Source organism: uncultured Bacteroides sp. (genome assembly GCF_958445495.1).
Taxonomy (GTDB): domain Bacteria; phylum Bacteroidota; class Bacteroidia; order Bacteroidales; family Bacteroidaceae; genus Bacteroides.
This window is the reverse complement of record NZ_CAUCSQ010000020.1, coordinates 1-14551: the sequence shown is the minus strand read 5'-3', so window position 1 is coordinate 14551 and position 14551 is coordinate 1. Positions and strand designations below refer to the sequence as shown.

Annotated in this window: 7 protein-coding genes; 3 read left to right on the top strand and 4 right to left on the bottom strand. The window is 42.6% G+C overall.

The window, feature by feature from the left end:
• Positions 1-128 precede the first annotated feature (128 nt).
• On the bottom strand, positions 129-4391 hold the full coding sequence (locus Q5076_RS08675; protein WP_303012488.1) for a two-component regulator propeller domain-containing protein: 4263 nt from the start codon (positions 4389-4391) through the stop codon (positions 129-131).
• Positions 4392-4565: 174 nt separating this feature from the next.
• On the opposite strand from Q5076_RS08675, the gene Q5076_RS08670 reads away from it, so the two are divergent.
• Both Q5076_RS08670 and Q5076_RS08665 read left to right on the top strand, forming a co-directional pair.
• The gene (locus tag Q5076_RS08670; protein ID WP_303012486.1) at positions 4566-6050 is read left to right on the top strand and encodes an arabinan endo-1,5-alpha-L-arabinosidase; all 1485 of its coding nucleotides are present in this window, start codon (positions 4566-4568) and stop codon (positions 6048-6050) included.
• A 27-nt stretch (positions 6051-6077) separates the two neighbouring features.
• Positions 6078-8060 carry an alpha-L-arabinofuranosidase C-terminal domain-containing protein gene (locus Q5076_RS08665; protein WP_303012483.1) on the top strand — a complete coding sequence of 661 codons (1983 nt, stop codon included), beginning with the start codon at positions 6078-6080 and terminating at the stop codon, positions 8058-8060.
• A gap of 261 nt (positions 8061-8321) precedes the next feature.
• On the opposite strand, the gene Q5076_RS08660 is transcribed toward Q5076_RS08665, so the two are convergent.
• The 3 genes from Q5076_RS08660 to Q5076_RS08650 are packed head-to-tail and all read right to left on the bottom strand — an operon-like array spanning position 8322 to position 13361.
• Complete coding sequence (locus Q5076_RS08660; protein ID WP_303012481.1) at positions 8322-9614, bottom strand: DUF4374 domain-containing protein; 1293 nt, start codon at positions 9612-9614, stop codon at positions 8322-8324.
• A gap of 39 nt (positions 9615-9653) precedes the next feature.
• On the bottom strand, positions 9654-10958 hold the full coding sequence (locus tag Q5076_RS08655; RefSeq protein WP_303012480.1) for a DUF4374 domain-containing protein: 1305 nt from the start codon (positions 10956-10958) through the stop codon (positions 9654-9656).
• 30 nt (positions 10959-10988) lie between these two features.
• Entirely contained in the window at positions 10989-13361 is a 2373-nt protein-coding gene (locus tag Q5076_RS08650; protein ID WP_303012479.1) for a TonB-dependent receptor, read from the bottom strand.
• 144 nt (positions 13362-13505) lie between these two features.
• Between Q5076_RS08650 and Q5076_RS08645 the strand changes: the two genes are divergently transcribed.
• The gene (locus Q5076_RS08645) at positions 13506-14426 is read left to right on the top strand and encodes a LysR family transcriptional regulator (RefSeq protein WP_303012477.1); all 921 of its coding nucleotides are present in this window, start codon (positions 13506-13508) and stop codon (positions 14424-14426) included.
• Positions 14427-14551: the final 125 nt, after the last annotated feature.

Genomic DNA, 14551 nt, shown 5'->3' with positions numbered 1-14551 from the left:
TGAGATGCTTATCTTATTTTGGGTGTAAAAATAACACTTTTGTTTGGTGTATCAAATACACTCTTGTATGTTATGCAGCATAAAAGTAAAAAAACTGTTCCGGACATCAAGATTCCGAAATGGTTTCCTTAAATTTTTTCATGATTCATCATTGCACTCGGAGTTACATTGAACTGTTTCGTAAAACATCGCGTGAAATATTTGGGGTCATTGAATCCTACTTCATAAGCCACTTCCGCAATATTCATGCTTTTCGTTTCCTTATTCTTTAAAATAAGTTCCCGTGCGATGTTCAGACGGTAATTCCGGATAAACTGGCCGGCAGGCTGTCCGATGAGGTTTTGTAGTTTCTTGTTTAGTAAACTTTTGCTTACCCCGACTGCTTCACTGAAGTCACCAACTTCGAAATAAGAATTCTTATAGTTCTCTTTGATGACTTCCATTACTTGTTTCAGGAATTTTTTGTCACCGGATTCTTCATCCATGTTTAATGTTTCTATATCCATATCGAACGTGAATTTGCGCTGATACCGTTTCCTGTTTTCCAGGATGTTCTGGATGCGTGTGAGCAATAATGTTTCATCAAACGGTTTCAGCAAGTATTCATCCACTCCCGTACGGTAACTTTCCAGCCGTGTTTCCTGTGAAGTTCTGGCTGTCAGCATGAGAAAAGGAATATGGGAAATCGGGAATGTTTCTTTTACCCGGCGGGAAAGTTCGATGCCGTCCATTACTGGCATCATCAAATCACTGATAATGAAATCTATTGGATTATTGTTGAGCAGACATAGGGCTTCTTCCCCGTTTGAGGCTTCCATTACATAATATTGTTCCCTTAGGATGGAATGTATATATTTTCTCATGTCTGCATTATCTTCCACTACGAGAATGGTTAGTGCCTCCTTCTTTTTAGGAGTATCGGACGATAGGGGGACTATCGTTTCTGTATCGTTATGATAGACGGAAACGACTTTGCCGTTTTTTTCATTACCCGGTTGCAAAGGGAGAAGAATGCGGAATGAACAACCGGTGTGGCGGTTATTTCTAACTTTAATTTCCCCTCCGTGTATCTGTATGATTTTTTTGCAGAGATAAAGTCCGATGCCTGTACCCGCTTGTCCGTAAACCGGGTATTTCATTTGATTCCGAGACTGGTAGAAACGGTTGAAAATTCGGTTTATGTCTTCTTCCGGTATTCCGGAACCGGTATCTTTGACACAAATGTATAATTTCTTTTCTCCGTTGATAAGTGTAAGAGAAGCGATGTAGAGTGAAATGGTTCCACCGTTCGGAGTAAATTTGATTGCATTGCTTAATAGATTCGTTATCACTTTACGCATTGCCTCCCCGTCATATAGGATATCCGGTGTTTCCATTCGGTAATAATGATTGAGTTTGATGTTCCGTTCGCCGGCAAACGCTTTGAAAGGGGTAATTATGGAATTGGCTAAATTCAGGAGATTTCCCTGTGTTTTTATAATTTCCAGTTTCCCAGATTCCACCTTTCGGAAATCCATTAATTGATTAACCAGTGATAATAGATATTTGGAGTTACGTTCAACGAGATTCAACTGTTCGACTACCTGCGGATTACGGCTCAATTTCAAAGCGCGTTCAATGGGGCCGATGATTAAAGTGACCGGAGTACGAAATTCATGGGTAATGTTAGTAAAAAAGGATATCTTGTCGAGTGTCAATTCTTGTATTTTGCGTGACATACGGACTAACTGTGTCTTTTGTTTGGTGATTTTCTCGTTCTGTTGTGTCAGCATCCGGTTTTGGCGTATCAGTTCTTCCGTTTGATTTTCCAGCAGATATTTTTGTTGTTCCAATTCTTTGGTACGTTCTTCCACAGTGCGGCATAAATATTCTTTTTGATGTTTCAGCGTGCGTACCCGCCATTGATGGAATTGCCATATACCTATTAATATAAGGATGATAACCGATAGGATAAACCAGGTGTCTTTGTAAAAATAAGGAATGATGGTGATTTTTAATTCCGTCACGTTTTCGTTTGTCCATTTACCATTGGGTGTGTATTTAACCTGTAATGTATAATTCCCCGGGGGCAAATTGGTATAGCTTGCAAAACGTCGGTTACCGGGAACCTGTATCCACCTATCATCAAATCCAACCAATCGGTAACTATAAACGTCCGCATTTCCTCGTTTGAAATTAAGTGCGGAAAACTCGACGGAAAAAGACTTCTCTTTTTCGTGTAATTTCAATTCCGTAGTGATGGCAATGTCCTGTGGCAGATATTCGTTTCCGGGCAATATTTCTTTATTCCCTATTCGCAGACGGGTAAAGCGGACTTTAGTCATGGGAACTGAATCGGACAAGCGGTTACTTTCAACGGCAATCAGTCCGCCCACACTACCGAAATAGATTCGGTCGTATGAAGAACGGCAAAAGGCGTTCCAGTAAAATTGAGTATCAGGCAAACCGTCGTGTTGGGTGTAGTTGGTGAAATGGTTTTCTGCCGGGTGATAACAGGAAAGTCCGTTGTTAGTACTTATCCATATCTTTCCGTTGCTGTCTTCCAGTATTCCCCGGATGCTATTGTTCACCAATCCTTGTGTGGTATCGTATGAAATGAATTTTTCTTCTCCCTGGCTGTCAAACGTCCGTTTATAAATGCCGTACCCGTTACTTCCCAACCATAACGTACCATCCTGGGTTTCATAAAAACAGGTAATCTTCTCAATCAGGCGGGAATCCGGATCGTCCAGTTTGTAATGTAAATGTTTGTATCGGAATTTTTCCGAAGACGACCGGGAATGCAGATCAATTATGTAAACTCCTTCCATGCAGCCTACCCAAAGTTTACCTTCCCTGTCAATGATGGAGCCTATGCATCCGTGAATCATATTCCCTGCCTTATCCGCAAACGGTGGGATAAGCTGTGCTTTGTCTATGTCATAGAAGTAAAGCCCCTGATTAGACCCTATCCACATACCTTTATTTATGGAGTCATAAATCAATGTCCCTATAAAGTCAATGGGAAAACCTCCGCTTGTCTGTGAAGAAATTACTTTTATAGCTTGCTTGGGAGAATCAAGGTCGAACAGGTTAATGCCTCCTCCCCATGTCCCTACCCAAAGACGATTATCCTGGTCTGCTGTCAATGCACTGACAGAATTATGAGTTAATCCTCCATGTTCACAGGTGTAGTGTATGAAATCCTCACTGTTATATTCCTTCCGGTTCAGTCCGCCTTCTACCGTACCTACCCATAAAGTACCATATTTATCTTCATATATTGCATTTACCGGATTACAGGACAGGCTTAACGGATTTTCTTTATCGTGAGGATAGTAGTGAAACGGCAAACGCTTCGGATTCAACAGGTTGATACCTCCGCTTTCCGTTCCGAACCAGATGTGGTCTCCTTCCGTCAGCATGCAGTTAATGAAATTACTGTTCAATAGGTTGGAATTGGAGTTCGGGAGGTCACAGGCGAAACGTTCGAAATTATCTGTTATCGGGTTGTAAATATTAATGCCGCGAAGAGTGGCTATAATCAATTGCTTGTCATTCGTTATCGCCAGGTCAGTCAAGTAATTTTGTGAAAGGGAATGTATGTCGGAAGGATTATGCCGATACTGTTTCATTCCGTTTCCATGTTTGCCGTATCGGAATAATCCCCGGTCGGTGGAAATCCATACTTCATTTCCTTTAACGAGAAAATCGGATATATAAGTCCCTTCTTCGAATTTCAGGCATTCTGCGATAGAAGCGGTTGTTAGCTTCCCTTGTCCGTCCACGGAGATTTTAGCTATTTCCCCGTTGGCTCCCAACCATATTTTCCCGTCCTCGTCAATATCTTGCAAAGCGATGTCCGGTCCGTTCGGTAAGACTGGCGCCAAGGTTGAAACAACTTTTATTTCTCCTTGCTTGTCAAACTCGATACGGTGAAGCCCGTTAACGCAAGACAGCCAGATACAACCTTGTGTATCTTTTATGACGCGGGTTGCGGGTTGGCACAGGATTCCTGAAAAATCATTTTCCCGGTGAGAAGGAATAACAGGCTGAAGAGTTGCCAGGTCGATAATATCTGTTCCTCCTTCGGAGACTATCCAGAGACGTTGAAAATCATCCTCACAGACATTACGGATAAAATTGCTTTTTAATTTGAGATGCGGAGTACCGGGATTGTAATTGATAAATTCATATCCGTCGAAACGGGATAACCCTCCGCCGGCAGTCGATACCCATAAAAATCCCCGGCTGTCTTTATACAAATCATCGATAAAGTTGTGCGGCAGTCCGTCATTCATGGTGATGTAAGTGATATGGTAACGGTCGGCAAATTGTTCTTGTGCTTCAACTCCGCCGGCAGGAAAAAGAATGTTCCAAAATATAATAAGGAATAATAGGTGTTTTTTCATATAAATCCGTATTAATAGAGGCAAAGTTAAAAGATAATCTCTAATCGTGAAAACAGGAAGTCTGCTTTTCGGCAGAATTGTCGGATTGTCCACCAATCATGTTCATATGTCCACCTTTAATAGATGCAACCGGGCGTATTTTTATACCATGATTAACGAACGAGTACAGGTGATATGAAACATTTATTTTTCTTTATCCTTATAGTAACAGGTGGTATGTTTGCAGGGTGCGTTTCTTCTGTATTTACGCCTGTTCCTGCTGCAAATCCTTGGGAAGACAATTATCTGCCGGTGGCTGGAATGGAAAACTATCGTCAGTGGGGGACATATAATGTGCATGACCCGGCTTGCCGTAAATTAGGAAATTACTACTATATGTATTCCACTGACGCTATTTTCGGTGAAAACCGGAAAGAAGCCGAAGAGAAAGGAGTACCGCTGGGTTATATCCAAATGCGGCGTTCCAAAGACCTTGTCCATTGGGAATTTCTGGGATGGGCATTTCCCGAAATACCCGTTGAAGCCGTTCGTTGGGTACAGTCCTGTTCCGGAGGACAAGGAGCTACGAATATATGGGCCCCGTTTATCATCCCTTATAAAGACAAGTACCGGCTTTATTATTGTGTGTCTGCTTTCGGGCGTAAGACCTCTTATATAGGGCTTGCAGAGTCCGCCTCGCCCGAAGGCCCTTGGACACAAGTCGGTTGTGTCGTCAAAACGGATGACTCTGCCGTTATGAATGCCATTGATCCGAGTGTGATAGCCGATGAGACAACCGGTAAATGGTGGATGCATTACGGTTCTTTTTTTGGCGGATTGTATTGTGTGGAGTTAAATCCCGAAACTGGCTTGACATTGAGTGAAGATGACCTGGGCCATCTTGTAGCCCGTCGTGCCGGTTATTGGAAAGATAATCTGGAAGCTCCGGAAATTATTTATAATCCGGTTTTAAAACAGTATTACCTGTTTACTTCTTATGGTCCTCTAATGACAACCTATAATGTGCGTGTCAGCCGTTCGGATGTCGCCGAAGGTCCGTTTACCGATTATTCGGGGGAGGCCGTAAAAGATACGACCGATAACTTTCCGCTTCTGACAGCTCCCTATCGCTTTGAAAATCATCCCGGATGGGCGGGAACAGCCCATTGCGGAGTATTTTCTGATGGAGAAGGAAATTATTTTATGGCACATCAGGGACGTCTGTCTCCGCAGAACCAGTTGATGGTGCTCCATGTCCGCCAACTTTTCTTTACTCCTGAAGGATGGCCTGTCGTTTCTCCTGAAAGATACGCCGGGACATCTTCCCGTAAATTCCGTAAATCTGATTTGGTGGGAGAGTGGGAGATAATTCGTGTACGGGAACCGGAACATGGACGTCGGTCGGAAGTCGGGCTGTGGAATCTTTCCACACGTATGAAACTGTTGGAAAACGGGATTTGTAACGGTGAAGTCATCGGTATGGAAGGGGAACCTGTCCGTGTGAATGGAAATTGGTCTTTTTTGACCGAAAAACGCCTGTTAATGCTAAATTTTGGGGAAGAAGAAATTGAGAATCTGATTATCTTTGCAGGACACGACTGGGAGAATGAAAGAGAAACCGTTCTCTTTACCGGACTCGACAGCCGGGGACATTCTGTCTGGGGAAAAAGAATTAAGTAACCATATATAATTTTTTAATTGAAAACCATGAGAAGATACACTGGAATGTTGGCTACATTAGCCCTGTCTGCCGGAATGGCACTTTATGCGCAAACCAATGAAATGGTGATACAAACGAAAAAGTTGGGAGCGGAAATACAGCCCACTATGTACGGGCTCTTTTTTGAAGATATTAATTATGCTGCCGATGGCGGACTTTATGCCGAACTGGTTAAGAATCGTTCTTTTGAATTCCCTCAACACCTGATGGGTTGGAAAACCTACGGGAAAGTAGTTCTGATGGATGACGGTCCTTTCGAGCGTAATCCTCATTATGTCCGGCTTTCCGAACCGGGGCATGCACATAAACATACCGGGCTGGACAATGAAGGTTTCTTTGGCATTGGTGTTAAAGAAAGAGAGGAGTACCGCTTTTCCGTATGGGCGCGTTTGCCGCACGGAGGTACAAAGGAAACATTGCGTATAGAATTGGTGGATACCAAGTCCATGGGTGAGCATCAAGCATTTGCCGCGGTTGATTTGACAGTCGATTCCAAAGAGTGGAAAAAATACCAAGTCATTCTGAAACCCGGCATAACCAATCCGAAATCAACGCTTCGGATTTTCCTCACATCCAGAGGAACTGTCGATTTGGAACACATCTCCCTTTTCCCGGTTGATACATGGAAAGGACATGAAAATGGACTTCGTAAAGATTTGGCGCAAGCTTTAGCGGATATTCATCCGGGAGTCTTCCGTTTTCCCGGTGGTTGCATTGTAGAAGGTACAGACCTGAATACCCGTTATAACTGGAAAAAGTCAGTCGGTCCGGTAGAGAACCGTCCTTTAAATGAGAATCGTTGGCAATACACCTTTACTCACCGTTTCTATCCGGATTATTATCAAAGTTATGGACTGGGATTTTACGAGTACTTCCTGCTTTCGGAAGAGATAGGAGCAGCTCCGCTTCCTATTTTGAATTGCGGACTTTCCTGCCAGTATCAAAACAATGACCCGAAAGCCCATGTAGCAGTTTGTGATTTAGACAACTATATCCAGGATGCACTTGATTTGATTGAATTTGCTAACGGCGATGTAAATACGACATGGGGAAAATTGCGTGCTGATATGGGACATCCGGCCTCTTTCAATTTGAAGTTTATAGGCATCGGCAACGAACAATGGGGAAAAGAATATCCCGAACGTCTTGAATTATTTGTTAAAGCCATCCGGAAGGCTCATCCGGAAATCAAAATTGTCGGAAGTTCCGGTCCCAATTCCGAAGGTCAGGAGTTTGATTATTTATGGCCTGAAATGAAACGTCTGAAAGTTGATTTGGTGGATGAACATTTTTATCGTCCCGAAAGTTGGTTCTTGAGTCAGGGAGCTCGTTATGACAACTATGACCGTAAAGGACCGAAAGTTTTTGCCGGAGAATATGCATGTCACGGACAAGGAAAGAAATGGAACCATTTCCATGCAGCTCTGTTGGAAGCTGCTTTTATGACCGGATTGGAACGTAATGCCGATATTGTCCATATGGCTACCTATGCCCCGCTTTTCGCTCATGTAGAAGGTTGGCAGTGGCGTCCGGATATGATTTGGTTTGACAATCTGAAATCAGTGCGCACTTGCAGTTATTATGTACAACAATTGTTTGCACGGAACAAAGGGACAAATGTGCTTTCTCTTACTATGGACAAGAAACCGGTAACAGGGGCTGAAGGGCAGAATGGGCTTTTTGCCAGTGCCGTATATGATAAGAATAAGAATGAGGTAATTGTGAAGATTGCCAATACGTCTGACACCCCCCAACCGATTTCGTTGAATTTTGCCGGACTAAAGAAACAAGACGTGTTGGCTGACGGTCGTTGTATCAAACTCCGCTCGCTTGATTTGGATAAGGACAACACGTTTGAACAGCCTTTTGCCGTCACTCCCCAGGAAACGCAAGTATCGATGGAAGGTACTGTCTTCAAGACCGAATTGGAACCGAATACTTTTGCGGTTTATAAATTCACTAAAAAGTGATGGGTTATCTTGTAAATCCGGTACAATAAAGAGGCTTATAGGATTGAAGAATAAAGAAATAGTCATTTGAATCCTTTTACCGAACCACTCCCCTTGTTCTCCTCCCGATTCATGACAGCATAAGGACTAGAACAAGGGGAGTGTCATTTCTTAATTTATTTATAAAATTACTAAGTAAGGCTGCCTCATTTTTTATTTTGAAGCAGCCTTCTTGACATTTTAATTAAACTGTTCGTTATTAAGAAAATACTTGAATATGAATTATTTAAGAATTGTTATTGCTTTCAGTAATTCTCCTTCGTCAAATGTCATAAATGCGGCTGCTTTACCGTCTGTTCCGATAGTGTAAACAGTAGGAATTACTGTTACGTCACTTCCGCTACTGCTGCCGTGCATGCTGCTTGCCCCACTAACCGGAATATAAATCTTTCCGTCATAGTTGTCTGGAAAACCGATGCTGATAGAGTTTACGTCGGTGGGGAATCCTGTCACCCAGTTAAATGTTTGATTTTTCATGTTTACCACGGCCAATTTTCCGGAAGTAGTCATATTTTCCACAGCGCCGGCTTCCGGGAAGCATTCCAGCAAGAAGTAGTCACCGGTGATATGATACACCTTACGGAACCGGTAACCTCCGGATTTTTCTCCGATGTTGAAGTGATAGTCAGCGTCGAAAGTTTTACTGCCCTTAGAAATTTTCAGTGCACCTACACGGTCGTCATTGGCAGTCTGACCGGAAAAAACATAAATATTACCTTCGTCGTCAGTAGCAGCCTGCGCATAACGTACGCTACGTTGTGCACCGTATGACGCACCGATACGGTTATCATAAATGACGGAAGAAATATTCAGGTCGTAATTGGCAAATGCCACAGCCGCAGAATCTCGGTTGGAATAATACAAAGTCATAGCCAATTGATTGTCTCCGCAATCCAGGATTTCCGTAACGGCGGGCATTGTCCCTTCAATGGCATATTCATCCGTCAGAGCCTCGACGTAACAATTGGTGGAAGAGACATCATTTCCGTTTCTCAAGACACGCATTATATATGGGTTACTGATTTGTGCCGCATAGGAGTAATCGCCGAAAGTACCGGTGTTACCGAAGTTCTCTACTGTAATGGCGGTACCGGTTTCAATCAGTTTTTCTCCCTCCAGTTTATAAGTCCTTAAACCTGCACTGCCTAAACTGATAGCGCCGCGTCCGTAAATATAGCCGGTAAAAGTTTCTGTATTGGTATTCCAAGATACTTGGGTAAATGCGTCGAGCGCTTCGGTAACATCTGCCGCACCTACGATTTGCACATCATTTTCTCCTTTGGTAATGTCGGTAAATACTTTCAGGTAAGCCGGACTTTTCAAGTCTCGTTCCTTATCGGAAGAAGTAATGACAAATTTGATTGCAGTAGGTTCCTCTGTGGAATCATCCTCATCATCTCCAGGCGTATTTATCTCCTGGTCGTCATTAACCTGTTCGTCGTCGTCACAAGCTGTTGCTGCGAAACTCAATGCGAGAGCAAATGTTGCATACTTAAAAAAACTTACAATTTTCATCTTTTACTTTTGTTTTAGTTGTTAAAAAATATATTTGACTCAATTGGATTTCAGATGTCCTATTGCGCGTATCTCGCTTACTCCTTGTATGGTAATTCCCTTAGTCGCCGTTCCGGTGTCAGGGTCTATCATATAGATAGCCGCATCATTTCCCGTTTCGGTAATAGGCATGTAAAACTTGCCATTGTCAAACAGAGGAATACAGCCGGAATATTGCCCGGAGATGATTTTATTTTTATTGGGAACTCCCGTCACCCATGTGACCTCCTGTTTTTCCATATCCGCTATAGCATATTGCGTACCCGGTGTTATGGTAGATGCGGATTTGTCACGGTAGATTTCAAGGAAAAACTTATTTCCTGTCATGTGCCATACGCGGCGGAAACGGTAACCGTCCAAATGCTCGTCAAGGTTAAACATGTAACTTTTGTCAAACTCTGTCGCTCCCGGTTTAATACGCAGTGCTCCGCAAGGATTGGCTGTCTTGACATCATTGTGAGTATTCACATTGTTATTGGAGAACACATATACAGTTCCGTCATCCGCTTTTCCGATTTGTGACCACACCTGAGAACGGAATTGCCCCGCGGAATAGCTGATACGGTCGTCCTTGTAAATATGTTTTATATTCAGGTCTTTGTCCATGGCAGCTACCCAAACACTGTCTGGATATGCTACATTCCCGATGCTCGAACCGTTGCCTGTTCCGGTCTGGTTAAAACCGGATTCTACCATGCTCGTAAGAAACTCTCCGTTTCCCATATCAATAATTCCCGAAAAGGTCACCTGTTGCCCGTTTCCGGTAATGTCCTCCGTCCAAAGCGTTTCTTCACGTACGTTGGTAAGTTCCCGGTCTATGTCCCAATAAGTGAAAGTAGCCCCGTCGTTGCGGCTGTTGTCCGATTTAATCTGACCGCCTACACTGGTGAGCAGATAATTCTCAAAAAAACCAAAATTGGTAAAACGGTTGCTGATGGTAAATTCGGCAACTTTCTCAAGCGTCTTGTCCGGTTTCAGCCGTAATCCGTAGCCCAATCCTGCAAACTGTTGCTGATAGACGAGCCCCACGGCAAGATTATCTCTGAAAATCCATGTGTATTCCGTACTGGGTAATTCGAATACATTGTCGCTGATGCTCAGGTCCTCCCCCTCAAGAGTCTCCGCCTGCATGACATATTCACGCGAACCCTGACTGCTTTTGACTGCGATAAAATATTCCCCAGTCTTTTGAACAACTTCCTTGCCGCCTCCGGTGTCTTCGTCTGTACATGAAAACAATCCCATTGCCGAACCGGTTATAAGCACTCCCATCATGTTCAGGTAAAAAAAATCTTTGACTTTCATTTTCGTATTCTTTATGATGATTATGTTAAACTATTTATTTTGCTTAAAGAAGAAGTAACGGAATTTAACAGTGAAACTACGTCCAGGTTTTTGCAGGCTGTAATTATCGTAAAGCAACGAATTCGTGAGATTTCGCGCTTCCAGCGTGATGTTGTAACGTCCATCCTGCAATGAACAAGTGAGATTCGCATCATGTGAAAGCTGCATGGGAATATTGCGTTTCGCTCCGTTACTTTCCCAATCCCAATAAAATTCATGCACATATTGGAGGTTATAACCGAACGTCAGCATGCTCCTTTTGCCGAATAAACCGTGTATGTTACATGCCGCGTCTACATTACTGAACATATAAGGTATATTGGGTACACGATCACCGTAAGTTATGGATTCGGAACCGTAAGACGTATAATGCTCCCTATCTCTCATATCCTGATAGGAAAAATTGCCGCCTATGCTGAGAATATCCTTGTAAAAGTAGTGCGCGGTGATATCACCTCCCATTCCACGAACCTTTCCATGATTCTCGCTGATACCTATTCCGCCATTTTTTATGCTTCGGATTATGTAGTCGGAGATATACCGGTAGTTGAATCCGCCTTCGACGGAAACCGAATGCGCAGCATTAAAAGTATGCATATAGGAAAGGTTGACATTTACGTTACGGCTGTTCTCAGGTTTAAGGTCGGCACTTCCCATTTCCAAGTCACCGTCACCGAAGAGTTCACGGTCTGTTGGCAGGCGGTAAGTCTGTTCAAAAGAAAACTTTGCCTGCAAGTCCTTGTACAGATTGTAAGTGGCGGCCGTCCCATACCCCATGACATCATTTGTCTGGGATTGCAATTCGTATTTGGCCGCCCCGTTTCCACCTTTGTTTACGGGGCCTTTTACGTACGAGTGATAATACTTGCCGAAGACTGTCATATTCCAGATTTCGCCGGAAAGGTATTTATAAGAAACCCCCAGTATGTTTTTCCTGTTATATCGCGGCATGTAATAAGCTGCTGTATTTTGTCCGGCATTAGCAGCCAGATTATCAGTTTTTCGCACGTAGTCATTGTACATGTTATTAATAGAGAAATAATGATGTCCTGCCACATGGTATTTGAGATTAGCCACTATCGAGCCTGTCTTTCCGCAAAATTCTGAAAGAGTTGTGTTACTTTCCCCTTGCGTCTCCTTTTCCCTGTATTCCCCTGTCCAATAATAAGTACGGGCAACCGTATCTATATTATGAGTTGTAGTCTTATCGTAACGGGCTGCAATGTGTATGTCCAAATCTTTTATAAACAGATTTTTCTTCACATAATTGAGCGTAGGAGCCAGTCCTTCGGTCTTTCTCAGTTTGCCGCCGAACACGATAGCCATCATGTTGGAGTTTTGTATCTCAGCATATTCGTGACTGTAGGTAAATCCCAACATCAGACGGTCTGCCCAAGGTTTGTCTGTAATTCCGATTTGGGCAATGACTGCCTCGTTATGGTAACCGTCGTGGAAACGCTTATACCATTTTTCCTCAGAATCTCCGCGATTACTATCATTGGTCTTTATCTTATAATTGTTATCCGAATAGTTCTGATATGCGTTAAGTTGTACAGTAAAGCCATTTCTAGCCGTGTGCCCGAAACTAACGTTCGATTTATGGGTATTGAACGAGCCGTAAGAATAAGACACATCTGCAAAAGTATTTGAAGAAGTATTTGTCACGATATTGATAGCTCCTCCTAATGCGTCACCTCCAAAATCCACCGGTACAACCCCTTTGTACACCTCTACCTGTTTAGCAAGGCTGACAGGTATATTATTGATTTGGAATGACGCTCCCGCTCCCTCCAACGGAACTCCGTCCATGAATATCTTCACATGTTTGCCGGTAAAACCGTTCAGGTTGATTTGTGCGGTGGAACCGACTCCTCCTTCTTCCCTTATTTTTACTCCTGAAATCTTATCAAGCACATGTCCCAAATCAAGAGAAGTATTGAATAACTTTCGGGTATCCACCGCCACCACATTGAACGCTGACTTATTGACCCGGCTTATCATACTGCCTGCGACAACAACTTCCTCCAACTGTTCAACGGAAGGAATAAGAGTAATATTCATTTTCTGGCGGATACCTTCGATGAGCGTAACGTAACGTTCCGTACTCACATAACCGACGGCTGATACAACGAGCGTATATTTACCGGCAGGTGCATTCAGATGATAAATCCCCCTTTCGTCAGTCGTACATCCGTAGGAAGTTCCTTTCAGATATACAGTTGCAAATTCGATCATTCCTTCCTTCTTGTCTAATGACAAAACCTTTCCGGAAATCATTGACACTCTGTTCGTTTGCTGTGCACGGACAGCAACGGACACCAGTAACGGAATTAAAATGCTTAATGTAAAAACTGTTCTTTTCAATTTAAATTGTGTTAACGGTTATTTTTTAACTAGCTTTATTTGGACTAACTCTAAATAACTACTATTTTCGGGCTGCAAAGATATTGCTTTATAATAGTTTGTGTATATAAGACTTTTTATGCTTACCTATAAATCTTTTTATAAATGAAAGTAGATTTGGAATGGATTAGAACCTTTAAGGCTGTTTTTGAGGCAGGTACGATAAGTGGAGGAGCGAGGACATTGGGAGTGACCCAACCTGCCGTAACAGGACATTTGAAAGCGTTGGAAACCTATACGGGATATCCGTTGTTTGAGAGAAGCACGCGCAACCTGAAACCGACCGTGTATGCCAAACAGCTTTATAACCAGATAGTTGAACCGTTAATTAAATTGGAAAATGTAGAGAACAGGTTTCATCGTAAAAACGAACAACGGAACTCTATTACATTATATGTCGGAATTTATCCGGGATTGTTCAGGCAACTTCTTGTACCCAATATCAGGAAATTGGACTGTAACGTAGTCATTACCTTGAATGACAATGAGACATTAGAACAACTTTTGGAAAACGGCAATACGGATTTAATCGTTACGACAAAGAATATTCCTAACCGCAACATCATTTATGAACCTCTGGGAATATCTCGTTTTATGTTGGTGGCAGGAGGAAATACCGACATTTCGGGATTTATCGGTCTGGACATCCATGATAAAAGAAATCTTAAAAAATGGTTACAAAACCAATTGTGGTATAATACGGTTTACGGTGAACACCTCTCCACTTTCTGGAAACTGAATTTTGGAAAAGAACCGGACTTTGTTCCTAATTATGTGTTACCCGACAAATATTCCATACTCTGCTGCCTGAAAAACGGTACGGGAATGGCTGTCTTGCCGGAATCTTTATGTCGTGAGGCCGTAAACAAAGGAGAAATCAAAGAACTCTGGAGAGGATATACGGAAATGAAGAATACTTTATTTCTGGGACAGAGAAAGAATACGCTATACATAGCCAAAATAGAAGAATTGAAGAAAATACTTAAAACAGAATTCCATCGAACCCATCCGTACGGGAGAGAATAAGAAAATGAACTGGAATACAATAGTTCATATTCATGTGTTTCAAAATCCGGATAAAAAATGAGACTGTCTCAAAATGAAGTGACCCCAAAAAGTTGGACATGTTAAACATTATCCCGTAATAGAAA

What these genes read in the sequence shown, in the direction of transcription:
- Q5076_RS08655 (WP_303012480.1), bottom strand. Translation starts at nt 10,958, where the DNA reads ATGAAAGTCAAAGATTTTTTTTACCTGAACATGATGGGAGTGCTTATA.
- Q5076_RS08660 (WP_303012481.1), bottom strand. Translation starts at nt 9,614, where the DNA reads ATGAAAATTGTAAGTTTTTTTAAGTATGCAACATTTGCTCTCGCATTG.
- Q5076_RS08645 (WP_303012477.1), top strand. Translation starts at nt 13,506, where the DNA reads ATGAAAGTAGATTTGGAATGGATTAGAACCTTTAAGGCTGTTTTTGAG.
- Q5076_RS08670 (WP_303012486.1), top strand. Translation starts at nt 4,566, where the DNA reads ATGAAACATTTATTTTTCTTTATCCTTATAGTAACAGGTGGTATGTTT.
- Q5076_RS08665 (WP_303012483.1), top strand. Translation starts at nt 6,078, where the DNA reads ATGAGAAGATACACTGGAATGTTGGCTACATTAGCCCTGTCTGCCGGA.
- Q5076_RS08675 (WP_303012488.1), bottom strand. Translation starts at nt 4,391, where the DNA reads ATGAAAAAACACCTATTATTCCTTATTATATTTTGGAACATTCTTTTT.